The organism is Microcoleus sp. AT3-D2, assembly GCF_036705715.1.
Taxonomy (GTDB): Bacteria; Cyanobacteriota; Cyanobacteriia; order Cyanobacteriales; family Microcoleaceae; genus Microcoleus.
This window is the reverse complement of sequence record NZ_JAUBVE010000086.1, coordinates 7,493-27,969: the sequence shown is the minus strand read 5'-3', so window position 1 is coordinate 27,969 and position 20,477 is coordinate 7,493. Positions and strand designations below refer to the sequence as shown.

The following is a 20,477-nucleotide window of genomic DNA, read 5'->3' as shown; positions in this document are numbered from 1 at the left end:
GATCCCCCATATCCCCTACACAAGTAGTTACTTTTGTCAACTTTCTTGTTAATAAAGATGTTTATAAAGCATAGCTTAAGAAGGGGGACTTTGAGAAGACTCTTATCCCCCCCTTATTAAGGGGGGTTAGGGGGGATCTAGACTCCGATACAAACAAGAGAGACGGTCGGTTTGACATTAAGTTGACACCAATGGGCAGTGCCGTTTCCCTACATACATAAGACTTACGCAGAAACCGGGCTTGTTTACGACAATTCTTGGTTCTAGCCCTTGATCCTGGTTGAAAAACCCGGTTTCTTTAGTCGGAGTGCGTAAGTCTTATGTTAATTATTGCCGTTGAGGTCGAGGTTTTCGATCATGGGAATTTCTGAAGGTGAAGAGGCTACTATTCGCAGGTTGATATCAACTATAATTTGATTTTTATCAAGAACTACATTTGCTTTTTTTATTATAATTTTTGCTGATAAACAATCGCCTGATTCAAGTTCGGGAGACGACTGAGTTTTATATCCTGCGTCCTCCAGCCATTCACAAATTTTCCTCCAGTTTTCTACCTTTTCATCCGCTTTGCCTACAAGATTTTTTACATGTTGGTATAAAGTATTACAGAAATCTACGGCAATTCCCTTGGGGTTTTTACTGAGGGTTTCGGCAATTTCGGCGGGACTGTAGCCGCAGAGTAGACCCCGTAAATGTTGTTTCTCTGTGGGCGTGAGTCGCTTTCCCTTGGCGGATGCGAGGTCTGTGTAAAGGGTTTCTAAGTCCCAGTCGCGGGCAGCTTCGGGGAAGCGATCGTTAGATGATGCCATTGCAGGGGATAGGTTTATGGATTTTTTATAATCAAAGTCTAACACAATTCCTAATGCTTATTAGTTTCTTTGTTAAGGGTAGTTAGATTAGTATCAGGGAAAGCAGAATCGTGATTAATTGTACACCGGGAATCCGGGGAAGGCTCACTTCTTGCGAGGTACCGTTTTCTGCTAGACAGAGTTATTAAGCCATCGAAGACTTCAATTACCGAAATATCTAAGTCTAGTCCTTTCAAAGACCTGGCTGATTTGACATCTGTCAGAACAGCCCTTGACTATCCAGGACATGAATGGACTTTTTAATTAAAAGAGTGAGGTATCGTAAAATGGATGAATTTGTTAGAAAAGCTGCGGCATTGGGATTGCCCGCAATTATGCTGTTAATTGTGATGGGAACTACAGGTTTAGCAGGTGCGGCTGCAATTACAACAGCTTTAGCAGCGTTAGGTGGCCCAGCAGGTATGTTAGGCGGAATTGCACTGCTTGGAATCATCGGTTTAGCTACAGAAATGTTGTCTAAGTATGGTCTTGAAGCCTTGCTAATTGGAATTTACACACAGCGCCTTCAAAACGGAGAGTCAAAGTCGCGTCTGTGCGGAGAAATTCGGAATTTACCTATCTCTGGGGAAATGAGACGCAGACTTAACGAAGAGTTTGGCTGTTAAAAGATAGGTAGAATTAGGCTTCGTAACCCTTCGGTTTCTAAAGACGAACAGGATTTACGCACGGGCTCTATCTGTAAGGTGGACCTTGCCCACCTTACCGCTACAGGAGGATGTTGGAAAAATGCGATCGCTCAACTAAAACAGGAGGAACCATTGATTAAGTTTATTGGGCAAGTCGAACTGCGTAACTCTCGCCGAGTCTACTACCAAGAGGATTCTTACCGAGTAGAGCAAATCAACCCTAATCGGGAACAAGTGACTTACTCTTACGACATTCCTGACAAAGCTGTGGAGTATCTATACAACAAACTTAAGGGTTGTAAAGTTACACCAAAAGATGCTGCTACCGTTCTCCAGCCAGTCGCTAAAAACTTGAATCTTCCCTATAACTCTGATCATAAACTTGACTACTACGCTCAGGAAGCATTAGTGGTACTTGTGGCATTAGGTAAAGCAAGTCTAACTAAAGAAGGTCGAGCCTACTTCTACACCATTGCCTAATTAAATCTTGGACGCAAAACCTAATTACTGAGTGTTCACATGGCTCGAAAGTTTACTTTCATGATGTACCTTGGAAAGGCGGCAAATGGAATTATAAGTGTCCCAAGAGTATGTCGAAACCTCAAAATTAAGTCAAGAAGGACGAGCCTACTTCTATACCCTTTGTTATTTCTAAATGAAGGCAAGGCTAATCAATTTAATCAAAGGTTATTTTGAACAAGATGAAATCTAATTCTGTCACGCAAATTAGTGGTACTACTGGTAAATTCATCGGCGTGATTGCTGTCCAAACCAGTGGCAACCTGACGATTAAAATTGTCGGCGATACCTTACAAACTAAATCTGAAGAATTTTTCGGATTAGAAACTAAAGAAATTGTCGTTCCGATTCAAGATGTCAAAGGAGTTGAAATTGGAGAAGGCTGTACTTGGTGGCTGTTTTGGCTAGGAATTTTTACCCTCTGGTTCTTCATTGGCATTATTTTCATTGTTTTAGCCTTTGTTGTCAAACAGCGCTATATTGCCATTTACACCACAAGAACCAATCTAATTCTGTTTTATAGAAAAACTGAACGGGTAGAACAGTTTAGAAATGCGGTTATAGAAGCTTGTCGTCCCAAACCTACCTATATTCCTAGACCCTCTCAATCTCCCCCACCACCACCTTCTTTGCCAAATTGATTGATACTTAGCTAATCTGTGCTGACAACACATTAACAGCCCTTTTAAATATGTAGAAAGGCTAAATTATGGCAATCTGCCACCTTGGATTAAGTAGGTATAATAAATGTTTGGCAAAAGCGATCGCTCCTAATTCCTACTGTTAATATTTGAGATAATTATATTACCACACCGTCTAAAATTCCCACCATTACCTTAATTAAATCTTCTAAATCATCAGGCACTCTAAACAAATTTACATCTTGAAAAATTGTCTGCTTACTTGGATTTAACTTGCCAAATCGCTAGACATCTCCCATTGTCACCGCCCCGTAAAAAATCTTTTTGTCGGCAACGTGCGACATAGCAATTAATTCTACAGCTAGTTGAGTAAATCCTCTAGTCATATCGTCGTTTGTGGCTGCAATAACTAGCAAGTCTTGGTTTGACTGCACCAGATAATCTAAATTTCCTTTTAACCAGCTATTAACGTTTAGAGTATACTCAAATCGCAGTTGACATTGGCAGTATCGAACGAGATCCAGCAAAACAGGCGATACTAAAGATTCTCTTCTAGCTGTTTCGCTGCTAAGACTGAGAAAAGGCAAAGTTGCTCTAATTCTTTGTTTTAGAGAGCCTATTTCTCCTAGTTCTCTAGACGTATGCGGCAGACCTAACTCAGCTTTAATTAGCGAGTAATCAAATTCTGCTAAAATTTCGTCTGTTTCGTAAGGTAATTCAAAGTATGAACGAAAGCTATATTCTCGATATTCTTGTAAGATTTTGCGATCGATCATAATGTTGGAAATCGCAATGTGTTTGTTTGTATATCTATCAATTTTCCCACCTTAGAAGATGAGGTATGCCCGATCGCGCGATCGCCCATTTTTAACACGACTCAGCATTTATCCCCAAACTTCTGTCAAATCCAAGACAAACCCCGGCAACACATCTTCACCCGACAAAGTTGCAGGATTGTCCAGCACTTCTACATCTTGACTTTGCCTGTAAATCTCCACTTTTCGATTTTTCCTATCTATCAACCAACCTAAACGAACCTGGTTTTCCATGTATTCTTTCATTTTCTCTCGCAGTGGCTTCATATTGTCACTTTTAGAACGAAGTTCTACCACAAAATCAGGACTTAAGGGAAGAAAGCCTTCTTTTTGTTCTGGGGTGAGTGCGTCCCACCTTTCTTGACGCACCCAAGACGCATCAGGAGAGCGATCTGCCCCATTTGGCAGGTGAAAACCAGTAGAAGAATTAAATGCTTTACCGAGTCTAGTCCGCCGATTCCACAGCCAGAGTTGCCCTTCTATATCCAGATTCCGATATCCTGTGTCGCCTCCGGTTGGTGGGTTCACGATTAATTCTCCTGTTGCTGTGCGTTCTAATTGTAACTCCCGATTGGCGATCGCCAATTCAATGAACTGTTCGCGGGTAACGGTGAGTGTTAGTGTTAGTGGAATATTGAGTGCAAGGGCGACGGATGATTGAGTTTGTGTCATCATTTTTGTCCTCAATATAATGCTCTTATGGCAGCTTCATCCTAATTGGGCAAAGCCAGAAATGCTGGATAGTTGGTAACTTTTATAATAACACTTAAAAGTGCCATCTACAAAGTGCGATCGCCCTTTTGTCAGCCAAAGCTCGATCGCATCTGGTATCATAGAAAAAAAGTTCCCCGCCCAGACGCAAAAACATGATAACCTCTACAGTTGTTGCCCAATCGAAAATCTACTCTCTAGAAGCATGGATGGAAAGTCCACCGGATCTGCAAGAGTGGGTTGATGGCGAATTATTGGAGAAAAATGGCATGACTCTCAAGCATAGCAAGGTGCAAGGAAATCTTTACTTTTATTGGAGAACGTACAAAGACTCTAGCGGACAAGGAGGGGAGGTTTATACTGATGTTCCCTGCCGCACAAACAACCAGGGGCGCTATCCTGATGTTGCCTACCTTCCCCCGGAATTAGCAGCCCAATTTGGCAATCTCAAAGTGCTCCCGCAAAGTTTTCCTTTATGTGCTGAAATTGTTTCGCCAACTGATTTGGCGGAAGATGTAATTGCTAAAGCTACAGAATATTTAGAATCCGGAAGTGAGGAAGTTTGGCTGGTATATCCTGAAAACCAATGGATTATTGTAGTAACAAAACAAACCAGAAGCATCTTTATTGCTGGCGAAGCTGTTAGCACTCAAATTGTTTTACCAGGTTTTAGCATTCCAGTAGATGAATTATTAAAATGAGCGATTTCCCTACATTCTCATTTTCAGCCTCTGACGGCAAGTGGCGATATTAGACCTCTTGCAAAAAAAATATGTGTTATACTCAAAAGTTTGCTCAAGTTTAGGTCAAACTTTGAATTATTGGGTTGATTGGCATCTCCTTAAACTTGCCGGACCTGCTAGATTTAAAAATTGTCTAAACTTTCTATGATAGCACAAAATTATTTTGCAAGAGGTCTATTGAGGAAGATACTCAATTGTTTGGTTTCAATGCTTTAACAAACATTTGCCCTCCCAAAAATCGCCACAAAAAAGGCAATTTTAAGTAAACTTTTAACAGCAAGGGCGAGGCGGGTCTGCCTTTCGTCGAAAACGGTAAAAATCTCGGTAGAATCAGGTCAATTTTAAACCCGACAGTTTGTAAAAGCTCTTGCAGCGATAAATGCGTTATCGGTAATTGATGGTCGATAAAATCGTAGTATTCCTTGTAGGAGTATTTGAAATTAGGCTGGATTATCAACAGAGAACCGCTAGGCTTGAGGGCCTCGAAGCAAAAGGAGATAATTTCTACAAGTTCCTCTTTGTTGCGGAGGTGTTCAAAAAAATTTGAGATGAAAATACGATCGAACTGTTCGGTAAAAGATGTGTAAGCGTCCAAATTCAACACATCAATATTAAGCACATTCACATCAGCATTAGCAAATAGCTTTGAATCGGGATTAAGGTCAATTAAACATTTTTTTTCAGCCATAACTTGATTTATAAACTCGCAGTAACCGCCACCTATATCTAAAACCGCTGATTCGGGAGGAACATAATTTTGTAAAAAATCGTCAATTAAAACTTTCCAGAGTGCCACCTTCGCTTGCATTTGTCGGGAATCAAAGCGGTTGGCATACAACTTTTTGAGATATGTGTCAGTTTTCATAGTAAAATAGCCTAGACAGAGTATGAGTTTATCACTTTCACAGCTAACTATGAATGTTATATCTACCGAAATACCGGAAGTTCTGATCATTGAGCCGAAAATTTTCGGAGACGATCGCGGTTTCTTTTTTGAGAGTTTCAACCACAAAGCTTTTGTCGAAAAAACAGGCGTGACAGCCGAATTTGTTCAAGACAATCATTCCAAATCCTCTAAAAATGTGCTGCGCGGTTTGCACTACCAAATGCAGCAGCCTCAAGGCAAATTGCTGCGGGTAGTTGCTGGCGAAATATTTGATGTAGCGGTGGATATTAGAAAAAGTTCGCAGACTTTTGGGCAGTGGGTTGGGTGTTTGCTTAGTTCAGAAAATAAGCGGCAATTTTGGGTGCCGGCGGGATTTGCTCACGGTTTTTTAGTGGTTTCCCAGACGGCTGAAGTTTTGTACAAAACTACAGATTATTACGCACCGGCACACGAGCGGTGTATCCTGTGGAATGACCCCGATTTGGCGATCGACTGGCCGCTAGATGGTGCCCAACCAATCTTATCAGCTAAAGACCAAGCTGGACAAACGTTGAAAAGAGCTCAAGTGTTTTGATTATGAAAATTTTACTCGCAGGTGGCAGCGGACAGCTAGCTCAAGAATTGCAGCCGATTTTATTATCTTCGGGAGAGGTTATTGCGGTCGATCGCACTCGCCTGGACTTATCCCAACCCGAAAGCATCCGTCAGGCAATGGCTGAAATTCAACCGGATTTAGTCGTCAATGCGGGTGCTTACACTGCGGTAGACAAAGCGGAAAGCGAACCGGAATTAGCAAACGCAGTAAACGGTATTGCACCCGGAATTCTCGCAGAAGAATGCGAAAAACTGGGAGCAAGTTTGATTCACTTTTCCACTGATTATGTATTTGACGGCAGCCACGGTTCTGCTTATTTGGAAACAGATTCTACGAATCCGCTGGGAAGTTACGGCCAGTCGAAATTAGCAGGCGAGGAAGCAATTCGGAAAGCGGGGAACCGACATATTATTATTAGAACCGCGTGGGTTTACGGCAACGGCGGCAAAGGTAATTTTGTCAAAACCATGCTGAGGTTGGGAAAGGAAAGGGAAGAAATTCGAGTAGTAGCAGATCAGATCGGAAGCCCTACTTGGACGGGCGATTTAAGTGCGGCCACTTCGCAAATTATTCCTCTCCTTGGGCAAGAAACTTTTGGGACTTACCACTACACTAACAGCGGTGTTTGTAGCTGGTACGATTTTGCGATCGCCATTTTTGAGGAAGCAGCAAAACTCGGTCTTCCCCTAAAAGTTCAGCGCGTAATTCCCATCACCACCTCCGAATATCCGACACCCGCAAAACGTCCGGCTTTTTCTGTCCTCTCTACCGTGAAAATATCAGCACTTCTAGGCACGCATCCTCCCCACTGGCGGCAAGGGCTCAGACAAATGCTGACAAGAGAAGTGAAATAAAAAATTGAGGAACACTCAAAACGCGAGGGCGGGTTTTGCTCAGAAATCATCTGTTAGATGCAAAGTTTCTAGGCTAAACCCGCTGCTACCCATTAAAAATCTCCCCATGTCTGAATCCATGAAAATCAAGCAACAATATGTTTTAATTGCCGCATCAGTTTTCGGCATTCTAATACCAGCGTCATATATTTTGTACCTGATATCACAAGCGGGAGACTTGTCTAATTTTGATTATTGGTGGATGACGTGGAATTTTTATTCAGTAGACGGTTTCTCTACAAATCCTTTTAATTGGATATTCCGGGCGAACGAGCATTTTGTCTTGATTCCGGCAATTATTTATGGCTTGAATATAGTTGTCACCCAAGGTTCAAATATTGGTTTGTGTTTAGTTGCCTGGTTCTTGGCTTGGATTCAGTGCCACGTATTAATTGCTCTGCTGCCGTTAAATTTGAAGCGTTTTCCGCTGCAATTAATATCGCTAGTCCTTTGCATTTCTATTTTTAATTTTACTCCGGCGGCAGCTCACAATTGGATGCGGGGATTCAGCGGCGTTCACTGGATAATTGCTAATTTATTTGTGATTTGTTCGATATTTTGTTTGCAATCTTATGTGACGCTTTTGTCAAGAAAGAGGGAGGCGGAGCCTCTGGATATTCATTCCCAGGCAGAGCCTGGTAACGAAGGATGGAAACAAAATAAGTGGGTAATTGGCAGCATTATTTTTGGCGTTTTAGGCTGTATTAGTTACAGCACTCCTTTAGCTTTGTGGCCGATATTGTGTGCTGCTGCTGTTGTGCTGCGGTTTCCTCGGCGCATAACTTATTTGTATTTCATTGCTTCGATTGCAGTGATTGGGATTTATTTTTTAACTTATAAAACTCCATCTCATCACCCTTCTTTAACTAAAATTAACCCGCTCAAAGCTCTCGAATATATTCCCACTTATCTCGGCGGAATTTTTAGCGAAAATATTATTTTTGCTTCAATTATTGGTATAATTGGTTTGATTGCAGCGACGGGTTTTGTGGGTTATTGGCTATTTGTAAAAAAGGTCGATCGCCCGGATTGGCTGCCTTGGCTATCAATCCAACTTTACACGCTGCAAACAGCGTTAATGGCCGCGGTTAGTCGATCGGGATTTGGCGTCGAACAGGCCACCGCTTCCCGCTACGCAACACTCCCAGCTTTGTTTTGGATGAGCACAATTGTGCTGACAGTATTGTGGGTGCGCGAGTTGCAGCCAACACCAAGAATTCAAGGGCGTTGGCTGACACCGCTGTTTGCAGTCGCCACAGTCGCGATTATTTTAATGTACGGGGTGGGAGGCGAAACTGCAATGGCGATCGCCCGCAGAGCAACCTATCAACCGTTAGTAGCATTATCACTGCAATTAGGCATCACCGACGTAACGCTAATTAAAGACCGCGTAGGCAACAAACCAGCCGCTTTTATCGGGTTAATCGACGCCTTAAAAACTAACAACTTAGTACCATTTAACCGAGACATCAAAAAACACAATTTTTGTGCAGCATTAGACACAAAAATCGACGCAAATTTACTGTCAGCGCCCAAAGACGGAGTACCCGGATATTTTGATACAGCCACCAAACTTGCACCAACAGCAGCGAGAGTAATTGGCTGGGTAGGAGACCCCGAAAACAATGTAAAATGTATTGCCATTCTCAACCAAGAAAATGTCGTTCGAGGTTTTGCCATGTCAGGATTTCCGCGCCCAGATTTAGTTAACTTGTTCGGCCCTTCCTACGAATTCGCAGCTTGGAGAGGATACATTCAAACATCACCAACAGATAAATTATTGACAGCCTATGCATCCTTTAAAAACCGCAAAGGTTGGGTAGCCTTGCGAAACTCCCAAGTTATCAATAAAAACTAAAAAACCTCTCTTTCTCCTCCTCTGCGCCCTCTGCGGTTAATAAAAAAATCTCATTTACAACACAAATAAAATAGAATAGCCCTATGCCAAAACATCTCAGCTTCGTAATCCCAGTTCACAACGAAGAAGCCACCCTCAAATTGCTGTTTGACAAAATCCAACTTGTCATGTTCCAAACAGAAATTGACAGTTACGAAGTCATTTTCATAGATGACGGTAGCCGCGATTATTCGTGGCAACAAATTACAGATTTAGCCAGCCAACATCCCAAACTAATTAAAGCGATTAAAATGCGTCGCAACTTTGGCAAATCCGCCGCACTTTCAGCAGGATTTCGCAATGCAGCAGGGATAATTATCTTTACTCTCGATGCTGACCTTCAGGATGACCCCGCTGAAATTCCCAAATTTTTACATCATTTAGAATCGGGATTTGATTTAGTTTCCGGTTGGCGAAAAAAGCGGAACGACCCGCTTTCTAAAACTTTGCCTTCCAAGCTGTTTAATGCCGTTGCGTGTTTGCTGACAGGGGTGCAAATGCACGATATGAATTGCGGTTTTAAAGCTTACCGTAGGGAAGTTTTGCAGTCGATTAAATTGTACGGGGAATTGCACCGCTACATTCCGGCTTTAGCAAACAATTTAGGGTTTAAAATTGGCGAAGTAGTTGTGGAACATCATCCGCGAAAGCACGGAAAATCGAATTACGGCTGGGAACGTTATGCGCGGGGTTTTATTGATTTGTTGACGGTGTTAGCCACGACGCAGTATTTACACAAACCGGGTCATTTGTTTGGCGGTTTGGGATTGTGTTTTGGCTTGGTTGGAACTGTTTCGCTGAGTTATTTGATAGTTATTTGGTTTCTGAATTTGGCGGGGATGAATTTTGGGCCGATCGGGAATCGACCTTTGTTATTTTTTGGGATTTTGTGTACAATTCTGTCGGTGCAGTTGATTTCTTTGGGGATTTTAGCTGAGTTGATGGCGCGGAATGTGGACGCTGATTATGTGGACAAGCAAATTAGCGAAATTATTGATGATTCGGGTTTTGATATTTAACCGCAGATTAAGGCGGATTAACGCTAATTAACGCAGATAAATCGGATCTTGAAATTGCTTCTACACAAGCAAAGTCTGCCTCCGCCGACTAAGATAAAAGTCATATTTGGATTTAACAAGTTTTACCAATTACCTATTATCTAATTTTAAACAGTATCCATTTGCCTTCTTGCTCTACTATTTCTCCGTCAATATTTGGATGCCAATCGCTGCGAGTCAGGATATAATCGGCATGGTAGTTTCTGGCTACTTTGACTAAATCTGCACTGCTGCGTCGGATGAAAAAGTCATTTCCTCCCCAAATCATTTGCGGGTTTAAGGGAACCCCTAAAACGGTTTCCATGCGAGTTTGCCATTCTTTGATGCCTTTTTCGGTAAAGGGAAAGTTCTTGAAGTTGACGACAATCGCTCTTTCGGAGAAAAACTGGAAGTTGGTAACTGAAGGTGGAATTAATACGAGTGAATCGCGGCTGCTACTTTGGGAAAATCGCACAGCTAATTTGCTTAAGTCATCTCTGGGAACGGCATTGATATTAACTCTTGTTTGAAATACATTTAATATAGGTTTGGGCAGAATTCCTGCTACTCCAAAAACTAAGGTGGCGGTAGTTATTAAGGCTAATGTGTGAGTTAGAGTCTGTTTTATAGATGTAGCAAGGGATGTTTCTTCTAAAATGAATGGGAAGGCGAGGATTGAGAAAAAGATTGGGATGCTAATTATTCGATCGCCCATTATTTCCCATGAATCACTCAGCGGATATATCAAGCTGAAAATAACCGTTCCTGCTGCAAAAATCCACAAAAATATATTATATCGTTTGGGCAATACGTAATTTTTTGTTTGCCAAACTGATAATCCTAAAAAAATGATGCCCCTAAAAGGCAAAGTTAGTACAGCTAACAGCGACAAGCTAATAGCTATTTGTTTTTCTCTGTAAAGTTGCTCGACGGTCAAAGCAACAGCAATAAATATAATTAATTGAGCAAAAGGTACAGTTCTAGCTAACTGTAGTTTGGCGATAAAAGCCAGCGGATAAATCTCTACAAATATGTAATTTAGAAACAATCCAAAAATGGATGTACCAACAATCACATAAAAATTAACCTTGTCTTCTTTTGGCAATAAATCGGAATTTTTGATGCACAGCAAGCCACCCATTATGAAACATATAAAGTTGAACCAATTCCCGACATCCCAATTTGACGGGAGGATGTGGTGGGGGTTGCGGACTTTGGCGTGAATGTAGACAAACTCGGCGTTGTCGATAGTGTGAGTGCTGGTAGTACCTGTTAATAACATCGGTACGTAAACGATACTTGCCATTGCTGCTAAAAGTGCGATCGCCAAAATCAATATTTTAAACTTCCGCTGTCTTACAGATTCAATAAATAAAACGGGAACCATCATCAATCCAGGTAACAAACCAACTAAAAATTGCAGCAGACAACCCAGTCCAAAAAAGAAATATCCTGTCAGCCATTTCTGGCGCAAACTAAAGTAAATTCCCCAAATTCCGAAACCCATTGCGAAGGTGCTGGGTACTGATTTGGTGGAAAATATCAGGGTGTTACCAACATCTGTAAATGAAGCGGCTATACATAAAAAAGCCATCGCTGCGGCAGGCAGTTTGGAATTAGTATAGATATTGATAATTGCGTAGCAAGCGAGGATAAATGAACCAAAGGCTAGGAATTGATAAATAAAATGCGCTAGGGGAATGCTGGTTCCTAAGCTTGCGAGGAAATAGATGATATAGTAATAGTAGTATCTCGGATTAAATTTAACCATTTCCTGAACGTAATAGTCATTTTTGTAGAGTTCAGGATTTAACATAAATTGAATGGGCGGCACTTCGGGAAAATTGCCTCCAATGGGGAAAATATAGCCAGTTGCCATCAGAGAGCCGATGATGACAAAAGTATAGAGAGATAGATTAAAATACCAGTTGGATTTTTGATATTTCTGCATTGAGGGTTCAATTTACCTATTGACAGCTAAATTATTAATCTCCAGTTGGCATTGGTTTGTTAAATCCTGTTTGCTACTACTCAATACCTCAAGCAGCAGATAAAGGGGATTTTTGCCCTCAACTAATAGATTTAAGCCGATCGCACTTTTTTGACTATAAGCCATCTCTGCTGAGTCTATTAATTTACCTTGCTTGTTCCACAAAGTCAAGCGCAGGGCAACTCCCGGACATTGTTTGTTAGGTAAATTGAGTTTGCCGGTAACTTTCGCTTTGTCTGAGATGGAACCTAAATACAGGAAAGATGTATCGAGTTTCTTGCTGTTTTTAATTGGATGAGTTACAATTTTATATAGGTTATCCGATTCTTGAGTGACAGAATAATTGGCACTTGTGTAGATTGATTGATGCAAACTAATCCAATCTAACTGCGTGCCCGGTCGATCGACTATTTGCTGCTGCATCGCATCCAAAGTCCTAACTGCCGTTGCTGTATCAGTCGGCCGCATCCTCCGATAAACGCTGACAGTCACGCCGTTTTCTAGCTTAAACTGTTCCGGTAGCAATTGGAAATCGCGCGCAATTTCCCAGTTTTGAGTAAAGGCATCGTACACAACTTTAACAACATCTTGTTCGTGCGATCGCAAAACTTGTTCGTCAGTCGGTAACACCTGCTGAAAAGGTACAGCAACTAGGGCATATTGTGACTGCAACAACTCCGGTAGCGGGTAAGTATCGCGCGAGTCAATTTGCGGCCTCCCGATTGTATTTAATTTCCACCAACCCTCCGGCGGGTTTAATTTTCGGTTGGCTTGTCTGAGGATATTAGCATTAAAACTGTTAGAAGCACCGGCAATATAAATTGGTTCTTCGTTGGGTGCTAATTTTCGCAGAAACTCTACTAATTTTACAACTTCGTCGTAGTCCGATCGCACTAACGGCGGAAAATTACCCACAAACAGTCTTGGCAAATCAATTTTGAGAGGAATTAACCCGACTGCGGCATTCAAAACCAGGTACAAACCCGCCGCGCCCAGCATCAAATACCGGACTTTTCCCTTGAGTGTCAGCCAAGTTGTCCAGAAAAATGTGGATATTCCTAAAAGTGCGATCGGTGTAATATGAATTGTATAGTGCAAGTACCCGTAACGCAACACTAACAGCCATTCAATCAGCGACAAAACCCCAAACAACGAAACAAAAATAGCCGCCGCCGGAACCATAGTTCGGGTGAGAATTCCCGCAGAAAAACCAATCAGTACCAGTAGCCAAGTTCCTAAACCGTAAAAATCCGCATAACGAGTTAAAATATCATTTACAGGCAAACTCCAAGCGACATACAAATTGCGGTAGTCAACCGTCAGAGCACTGCGAGTAAAATCTCCCGCTACCAACATTAAAATAGTCAAGCTAGTTGCAGCTATTAACCCTAACTTTACACCGGATTCAAACAAGTATCTGTAGGAAAACGACACTGCCACGTCCTTGTTTTTGGGAGATGAAAAGGCGGTTTTGTTACGATATATTAGTATAATAAACTCGATGAAAGCCTGTAAAGTCGCGGCACCAAAAAATGCGATCGCACTATAAGCAAAATGGCGCCGCAACAGAATAGCCACCGCCAGCAAAAACCCAATTAACGGGATTTTCCACCAAGATTTCAGCTTAACATCCTGCAAATAAACCAAAATTGCCAAGGCCACAAAAACACACCCGCCAGTATCTAGATATCCCCGCAGAGTCGGTATCCAACTCATCGGAATTAATAAACTCAGCAGCACAGTTGACCAAAACACCCGGCGGGGATAAACGGGAATTAGCTTTGCCGAAATTGCCCCCAGCAACAGGCGAAACGGCAGCACATAAATTAGGGATACGCTGAGAATGTAACTCAGCCGAGATTCGCCAAATAAGAGAATAAACGGCACTAATGGCAAAGAGATTAATAGGTTTTTTTCCTTAGATAGCGATTCTATAACTCCGCGCCATGCTTTATCTGGCGACTCTCGAAATAAATTTGCCGTGTTGACTGTAGCAGTGTTGTAGCCCGCATAATCCCACCAATAAAAAGTATGTTCGCTGGATACATAGATTGATGTTACTGCAACTGTTATAAGAACAAGTAAAAACAGGAAAAAACCATCACTTATAAATTTTCGAGGCAATTTAAAAGAAACAAAATCAAATAATCCCATCAGCCTAGCAACCCTAAATCAATTGTATAGTCCTGGAGGCACGGGTAGTCAGAAACCGGGTTTTTTTGCCAAAATCTTGCATCAAAGCCTTTAATTTCGGTAAAAACCCGGTTTCTTTGGTATGGATGCGCGTCCAAGATTGTTACCTTAAAACACTACCTTGCAAAAAACCTTCCAACTTTTCTGCATATTGCCGATTGGCGATCGCACTTGGATGAAGGTCATGAGGTAAATTATTATTAGCAGGTATTTTCAAATCAACCGAAATATCCGCCGTAGCAATTCCCTCCTCACTTAACTCCTCCAACATCTTAGCAGAACCCGCATTAATTCCCGCCACAACTAACTTAACACCATTAGCCTCAGCCACCCGGTTAAATTCTTCAATAATTGCCTTAGAAACCTCATGGCTTTTATACAATCCCTCTTCAAATTGATTATAATTAACCTCCAAAAAATGGATTAATGCAGAAACCCGCATCAGGGGGAACTCGCGATATTCAAGTTTTGCCATGCTGTAGGTAAAATTATTTTCTCCATTCAGCCTAGCATCGGGCTGGAATAAAATACCCAGTTTATTCCAAGCAGCCATTTGCTTTCTTCTCGCCCTTAATAAAGTATTGCGGCGGTCATGAAATCCCGCATAAGCAATCACCGCAATTTTGGGTTTATTTCCTTGTTTGAGTGCTTCTTTGAATTGAATCAACGAGTGCAGCGTGCCGTAGCCGTTAACGCCAAAATTAACTATTTCATATTTGGGTAATTTCTCTTGCAGTAACCAAGGATAAGTTTCACTGTCATTCAATGACCAACCGTAGGTAAAAGAACAGCCAAATATCCAAAGTTCAGGTTTTTTTGAGGATTGATTGTAAGTAGTGAGGGGATGTGTGATTCTTAAACTATTATTGAGGTGAGTAGCATTAAATGAGTAATTGCCGTTAAGCGTTACCTTGAATTTACCCGGCAAATGCTTGTAGCCGAGTTCCGAGTCTTTGGTAAAAAAGTTACCTTTTGGTTCAACCGCAACATCAACATTTTCTATTTGCCATGGTTTGTATCCCGCAACTCGCAAGACAATTTCAGCCGTGGTGGTGGATAAAAAAATAGGAAAAATTAGATATGTTATTAATCTGAATATAGAGGTTTTAATAATTTTTTTTTTCATAATTTATCGTAGGGCGGGTTTGACCAACCATATCGGCGTAAGACCAACAATATAATAAACCCGCCCCTGCCCAATGAATCATCGGAATCTACATTTTTTTGGATGATCTTGAACATCAGGTTAATCTAGATTATCGGCTGTGTGAGGGCGGGTTGATCTAAATTGTTTCTGAACATCAAATATTGTTTATAAAATCCGCCCCTACAGGTAATTGTAGGGGCGGATTTCACCCACTATCTATGTCTAAAACAAACAATCTAGTAAACCCGCCCTCGCCCAAGCGATGGATTAATTCCTAATAACCAGGCTCCTCCTCGTACTCAGGAGTCTTAGTCTTCTCAGGGATATTCACCCGAGGAGCCTGGTAAGGCTTCGGTGCCTCATCGTCAGCCCAAGCATCAGCCTCCACATCATCCTCGTACTCGTACTCCACCACCGGCTGCTTCGGGCGAGAAATCTCAGCGCGAGTGTATTGCGGCTTCTCCTCGTACTCCTCCTCGTAATCGTCCTCCTCACCGCCCCAATTATCCTCTTCGTAATCGTCGTAATCGTCGATTATTGGCTCAGGCTGCTGTACCTGCACCGCGCGCATCGGCGGCTGGCGAACCGCAGGCCGATTCCAGTCTAAATCCTCGTCCCAAGGAACTTCCTCCACCGCAGGCGCAGCTACCCGGCTCCGCATTTCCGGTGCAGGTATCCGCACGCCCGGGCCCAATTGATTTCCCGTAGCCACGGGTTTCGGATAATAACCTGCCTCGTCCTCTTCTCGTTCCCAAGGTGCTTGGCCCAAACCAACGCGCTCCAGCAAACCCACACTAAGCTGCCTGAGCCTTTCCTCGGAACCTTCAAACACAATCAAGCGATTCGGGCCGCTGCTGACAATTTCTTCAATCCCCAACTCGTAAGTGCTGAGAACTTGGTCGGGGATTTGGGGGATTCCCAGGGAAGCGATAATTATAGAAACTAACTTACCGTCTTCGGGGTCGAACCTAAAGCCCCGCACCCTACCCAAAAGTTCGCCGGTTTCGGTAATAACTTCGCTGTTAATCAAAATGCTGTAGACTTCAACATCAACATCATCTTCGATCGCGCTCTCATCTTCCACCAACAGCACGTCGCCGATTTCGCTGACATTGCTGAGGAACATAAACTTCGGCATTCCAGCGACCGCAAATATATTATCACGCAGACCGATCGCCACAACTTCCCGCCGGTCAATGTCCACCCACAATTGACTAACCACCCCCAAGCGTTTACCTCTGTCGCGGGTGATGACTTGAGTGCCTAGAATATCGGAGCGTTGGCAGATTTGTTCGGATGTCATTCTAACTTTAATCCTGATTTATTAAGTACATATATCACTCAACACGAGCGTTAACATAAACTCCGGGACTACAACTTCAGTCCTATGACTTGAGTATAAGCTCCCCGCGCTTGAGTAACGCCAATTGTACGCTCAGCCGATTGAATCATAGGTCGCCGCAAACTCACAACAATAAACTGGGCTTGTTCAGACTGTCGTTTTATCATTCTAGCCAATCGCTCCACATTTGCCCCATCCAGAAACATATCCACTTCATCAAAAGCGTAAAACGTAGACGGGCGGTAGCGTTGCAGCGCAAAAATAAAACTCAGCGCCGTCAGCGACTTTTCGCCTCCAGACATGGAAGCCAGCCGCTGTACGGGTTTGCCCTTCGGGTGAGCGACCAAATTCAAGCCACTGCTGAAGGGGTCTTCCTGATCATCTAGCTGGAGATAGCCGTCGCCTTCGGAAAGTTCCGCAAAGATAGTCTGGAAGTTCTCGTTAACCGCGTCGAAAGCTTCCTTAAAAGCGCGCCGCCTGAGTGTGGTAAAATTTTCGATTCTCAACAGCAGTTCAGTGCGTTCTCCTTCCAATGTCGTCAATTTTTGACTCAATTCTTGAAGGCGTTCTTGAGTGCGGTTGTACTCTTCCAAGGCTAGCATATTGACAGGTTCTAAAGCTTGAATGCGTTTGGCGATCGCCTTTACTTCTTGCTGCAATTCCGTTAAATTGGCTTTCTCGACATTTTCAGGAATCGACGGCACGGGGTCGGGCATTTCCGCCCGCTGCGTTTCCAATAGAGTGCGGACTGCGGCTAATTGTTCCCGGCGTTCTTGCTGGGTTTCGTGGAGTTTTTGCAACTGCCATTGTAACTGCTGTTTGGCTAAATGCTGCTCTCGCAGTTGAGATTCCGCCCGATCGCGCTCTCCCTTCTGCACGCCCAATTTTTCTTCAATTTCCCCCAAAGCAGCCTTAGCTTCCGCAATTTGCCGATCGAGTTCTAACTGCTGCGAAACAATGCGATCGAGCGCATCCGCCCCCGCGTTTTGCTGCACTTGCCATTCCTGCAATTTCTCGCTGCCTTCCTTAATTTTCTCTTCCAAGCGCCCGAATTGATTTTCCAAGTCTACAAGGCGCTGCTGGACGTTTCTCAGAGCCAATTCTCGCTCTTGGAGTTGCGCTTCCAAAGCGCGCAAACTCGATTGCATTTGCTGCCATTCGCTGTGACTGTTCGACTCTTCCAACTGCGCCAAAGTTTGCCGGTACTGCTGCAATTGAGTTTCCTGTGCCGGCAATTCTCGTTCCAGCAACTGCAATCTCGATCGCGAATTAGTTAATTCCTGTGTATTTTTCGCAATTTGCGATCGCACTTGTTCCTGTTGCCCTTGCAAATTCTTAATTTCTGACTCCAACTGTTCCAAGCGCAACTGATTTTCGCGCAAATTCTGTTTCGCTTCCATCAATTCTTGGCTGCGAGTTTTGACTGCAACAGAGGCGCGATCGATCGCAATTTTGCACCGTTCCAAAATCCGCTCAATTTCCTCCAACCTTTCTTGCAGAGATGCGATGGTTCGGGCTTCACTAGCAGCCTCACTCGCCTCAACCGTGCCAAAATGCAAGGTAGATCTATTAGTAGAACTTCCCCCAGTCATCGCCCCGCTAGTTTCCAAAATTTCCCCGTCCAAAGTGACAATCCGGTACTGTCCCAAATAGCGGCGAGCATCGCTGAGGTTGCTAAACACAACCGTACTGCCAAAAACGTAAGCAAAAATTTCCTGATACCGCGAATCGCAATCAATCAAATTAACAGCCGCATCCACAAACCCAGCCGCGCGCCGCAAATTTTCATTCACCGAATACCTGCCGCCCCTAATCTTATTCAAAGGCAAAAAAGTCATCCTTCCCGCCCGTTTTTGTTTCAACAATTCGATCGCAGCAGCAGCCACGCTGTCATCTTCCACCACCATATTTCCCATGCGCCCGCCCGCCGCAATTTCCAGAGCCAACTGATAGCGCGGTTCCACCCTACCCAGTTGAGCCACCAAGCCGCAAACTCCGCCAATTCCGCTTTGCGCGACAATTTTGGCAGTAAACGTTCCCGTCGCTTCTTGCAGTGCTTGAAACTGCACTTCTAGTTTGTCTAATTTGCGCTGTCTTTCCCGCTGTTCTTCCAACAAACGAGTTTGAGTTTCCTGTTGCAGTTGCAATTCTTGTTCGGCTTCGACTAAAATTTGATTCAGCGATTCTACTTGCAAAGATGCCACGCCTTTGGTTTCCACAAGGCGATATTGCTGCTCTTTTTTCGCTGCAATTTCCTGTTCCAATACTTGCAGCGATTGGTTTTGTTCTTGAATTTGACTTTGCAGGCGATCGGCTCTTTCGCCAATGGTAGCTTGTTCTGTACGCTGCGGTTCCAAAGTTTGTTGAATTGTTTCGATTTGGCGGTGCAGTTCCGTTTGCTGCTGTACCCAAACTTCGGCCGTGGAGGCGATCGCATTTGCAACTTCCCGACTTTCATCTAAACTTTGCTGGGCTGCGTCCCGCTGTTCCTGAAAACTCCCCTGCTGAGACTTAACATAAGATATTTCTATCTCAATTTGCTCCAAACTTTGCCGGAATTGCCGAACTTCTTCCTCGGTTTGTGCTATATTAGCCGCCATTTGCCCAGCAGTTTTTTCCAAATCCTGTTTGCGGTTTTGCAGTTGTCGCCGTTCCGCTTCCTGAGTCGCAATCGTCGCTTGCAAAGCCAACAATTCCGACTCTCCCAAAGCTTTAACGCGGGCATTCAGCGCGTCTAGTTCGGCGGTTGCTGCTTGAATTTGGGTGCTAATTGTTTGCAGTTGTTCGGTAAGAGATGCCGAAGTGCGATCGCCCGTTTCGATTTGTTCGCGCAGTTTCCATTCTTGCTGCTGCAATTGCCGGAATTTCAGCACAATTTCCCATTGCGACTTTTCTTGAAATTCCGCCCGCAGCTTTTGATATTTTTCCGCTTTTGTGCGATCGGAAGCAAGTCTATCGCGCTGAGACATCAGCTCTTTTTCTACAATCCTGCTGCGTTCTTCCACCTCCTTAACTTCATCCAACTTCTGCCTAGCTAAAGAGATTTTGCGATCGAACTGAGCCACCCCAGCCAATTCGTCAATGATTTCTCTGCGTTCCTTAGAATTCATCGAAATAATGCTGGTAACGTCTCCTTGTAGCACGACGTTATAGCCTTCGGGATAAATTCGTAAGCGGTTGAGTTGTTCGTGAAGTTGAGTCAGCGTGCAAGGTTGGCCGTTAATGTAATAAGTTGAAGTGTAAGTACCTTGGCGAGTTACCCGAAGTTTGCGCGTTACACTCCACTCATCCGATTTTGGATTTTGGATTTTGGATTTTTTATTAGTAGCGAGTAGTTGTCCGTTGTTGTCTTGACTTGCTGCGATTTCAATCTCTTCTACGTCTTCAACAGATAACTCATCCGATTTTGGATTTTGGATTTTGGATTTTCGATTGGCAGATGATTGGCCGTTGTTGTCTTGAGTTTCGGCAATTTCTATCCCTTCGACTTCCTCTGCTTCAACAGATAACTCATCCGATTTTGGATTTTGGATTTTGGATTTTCGATTGGCAGATGATTGGCCGTTGTTGTCT

The 20,477-nt window shown here is 43.3% G+C and carries 18 protein-coding genes; 8 read left to right on the top strand and 10 right to left on the bottom strand.

Annotated features, from left to right (window positions below):
- Nucleotides 1-323 precede the first annotated feature (323 nt).
- The gene (locus QUB44_RS26340; protein ID WP_333372150.1) at nucleotides 324-809 is read right to left on the bottom strand and encodes a helix-turn-helix domain-containing protein; all 486 of its coding nucleotides are present in this window, start codon (nucleotides 807-809) and stop codon (nucleotides 324-326) included.
- A gap of 326 nt (nucleotides 810-1,135) precedes the next feature.
- Between QUB44_RS26340 and QUB44_RS26335 the strand changes: the two genes are divergently transcribed.
- The 3 genes from QUB44_RS26335 (at nucleotide 1,136) to QUB44_RS26325 (ending at nucleotide 2,655) form a co-directional block, all read left to right on the top strand.
- Complete coding sequence (locus tag QUB44_RS26335) at nucleotides 1,136-1,474, top strand: hypothetical protein (protein WP_333372148.1); 339 nt, start codon at nucleotides 1,136-1,138, stop codon at nucleotides 1,472-1,474.
- Between the two features lie 78 nt (nucleotides 1,475-1,552).
- Entirely contained in the window at nucleotides 1,553-1,975 is a 423-nt protein-coding gene (locus tag QUB44_RS26330; protein ID WP_333372146.1) for a hypothetical protein, read from the top strand.
- A 221-nt stretch (nucleotides 1,976-2,196) separates the two neighbouring features.
- A complete protein-coding gene (locus tag QUB44_RS26325) occupies nucleotides 2,197-2,655 on the top strand; it encodes a hypothetical protein (protein ID WP_333372144.1) in 459 nt (152 codons plus the stop codon).
- Between the two features lie 284 nt (nucleotides 2,656-2,939).
- Here QUB44_RS26325 and QUB44_RS26320 read toward each other — a convergent pair whose 3' ends face one another.
- The 3 genes from QUB44_RS26320 to QUB44_RS26310 form a co-directional block, all read right to left on the bottom strand.
- The gene (locus QUB44_RS26320; protein WP_333372142.1) at nucleotides 2,940-3,431 is read right to left on the bottom strand and encodes a hypothetical protein; all 492 of its coding nucleotides are present in this window, start codon (nucleotides 3,429-3,431) and stop codon (nucleotides 2,940-2,942) included.
- A gap of 108 nt (nucleotides 3,432-3,539) precedes the next feature.
- Nucleotides 3,540-4,145, bottom strand: a complete 606-nt coding sequence (locus QUB44_RS26315; RefSeq protein WP_445299928.1) for a Uma2 family endonuclease — start codon at nucleotides 4,143-4,145, stop codon at nucleotides 3,540-3,542.
- A gap of 33 nt (nucleotides 4,146-4,178) precedes the next feature.
- A complete protein-coding gene (locus tag QUB44_RS26310; protein ID WP_333372140.1) occupies nucleotides 4,179-4,304 on the bottom strand; it encodes a hypothetical protein in 126 nt (41 codons plus the stop codon).
- 32 nt (nucleotides 4,305-4,336) lie between these two features.
- On the opposite strand from QUB44_RS26310, the gene QUB44_RS26305 reads away from it, so the two are divergent.
- Nucleotides 4,337-4,882: a Uma2 family endonuclease gene (locus tag QUB44_RS26305; protein ID WP_333372138.1), complete on the top strand. Its 546-nt coding sequence runs from the start codon at nucleotides 4,337-4,339 to the stop codon at nucleotides 4,880-4,882.
- Between the two features lie 232 nt (nucleotides 4,883-5,114).
- On the opposite strand, the gene QUB44_RS26300 is transcribed toward QUB44_RS26305, so the two are convergent.
- The gene (locus QUB44_RS26300; protein WP_333372136.1) at nucleotides 5,115-5,789 is read right to left on the bottom strand and encodes a methyltransferase domain-containing protein; all 675 of its coding nucleotides are present in this window, start codon (nucleotides 5,787-5,789) and stop codon (nucleotides 5,115-5,117) included.
- 49 nt (nucleotides 5,790-5,838) lie between these two features.
- Here QUB44_RS26300 and rfbC point away from each other — a divergent pair, with 49 nt between their 5' ends.
- The 4 genes from rfbC to QUB44_RS26280 all read left to right on the top strand — a co-directional run bounded on the left by rfbC (nucleotide 5,839) and on the right by QUB44_RS26280 (nucleotide 10,214).
- A complete protein-coding gene (gene rfbC / locus QUB44_RS26295) occupies nucleotides 5,839-6,384 on the top strand; it encodes a dTDP-4-dehydrorhamnose 3,5-epimerase (RefSeq protein ID WP_333372134.1) in 546 nt (181 codons plus the stop codon).
- Between the two features lie 2 nt (nucleotides 6,385-6,386).
- The gene (gene rfbD / locus QUB44_RS26290; RefSeq protein ID WP_333372132.1) at nucleotides 6,387-7,259 is read left to right on the top strand and encodes a dTDP-4-dehydrorhamnose reductase; all 873 of its coding nucleotides are present in this window, start codon (nucleotides 6,387-6,389) and stop codon (nucleotides 7,257-7,259) included.
- A 106-nt stretch (nucleotides 7,260-7,365) separates the two neighbouring features.
- The gene (locus tag QUB44_RS26285; RefSeq protein WP_333372130.1) at nucleotides 7,366-9,156 is read left to right on the top strand and encodes a hypothetical protein; all 1,791 of its coding nucleotides are present in this window, start codon (nucleotides 7,366-7,368) and stop codon (nucleotides 9,154-9,156) included.
- A gap of 83 nt (nucleotides 9,157-9,239) precedes the next feature.
- A complete protein-coding gene (locus QUB44_RS26280; RefSeq protein ID WP_333372128.1) occupies nucleotides 9,240-10,214 on the top strand; it encodes a glycosyltransferase family 2 protein in 975 nt (324 codons plus the stop codon).
- Nucleotides 10,215-10,350: 136 nt separating this feature from the next.
- Here the strand turns inward: QUB44_RS26280 and QUB44_RS26275 are convergent, their stop codons facing one another.
- The 5 genes from QUB44_RS26275 to smc all read right to left on the bottom strand — a co-directional run bounded on the left by QUB44_RS26275 (nucleotide 10,351) and on the right by smc (nucleotide 20,437).
- A complete protein-coding gene (locus tag QUB44_RS26275) occupies nucleotides 10,351-12,183 on the bottom strand; it encodes a DUF6798 domain-containing protein (RefSeq protein ID WP_333372126.1) in 1,833 nt (610 codons plus the stop codon).
- A 12-nt stretch (nucleotides 12,184-12,195) separates the two neighbouring features.
- On the bottom strand, nucleotides 12,196-14,376 hold the full coding sequence (locus QUB44_RS26270) for a hypothetical protein (protein ID WP_333372124.1): 2,181 nt from the start codon (nucleotides 14,374-14,376) through the stop codon (nucleotides 12,196-12,198).
- A 142-nt stretch (nucleotides 14,377-14,518) separates the two neighbouring features.
- Complete coding sequence (locus QUB44_RS26265; protein WP_333372122.1) at nucleotides 14,519-15,541, bottom strand: SGNH/GDSL hydrolase family protein; 1,023 nt, start codon at nucleotides 15,539-15,541, stop codon at nucleotides 14,519-14,521.
- A 295-nt stretch (nucleotides 15,542-15,836) separates the two neighbouring features.
- The gene (locus tag QUB44_RS26260; protein ID WP_333158037.1) at nucleotides 15,837-16,865 is read right to left on the bottom strand and encodes a PRC-barrel domain-containing protein; all 1,029 of its coding nucleotides are present in this window, start codon (nucleotides 16,863-16,865) and stop codon (nucleotides 15,837-15,839) included.
- Nucleotides 16,866-16,933: 68 nt separating this feature from the next.
- On the bottom strand, nucleotides 16,934-20,437 hold the full coding sequence (gene smc / locus QUB44_RS26255) for a chromosome segregation protein SMC (protein WP_445299929.1): 3,504 nt from the start codon (nucleotides 20,435-20,437) through the stop codon (nucleotides 16,934-16,936).
- Nucleotides 20,438-20,477 lie beyond the last annotated feature (40 nt).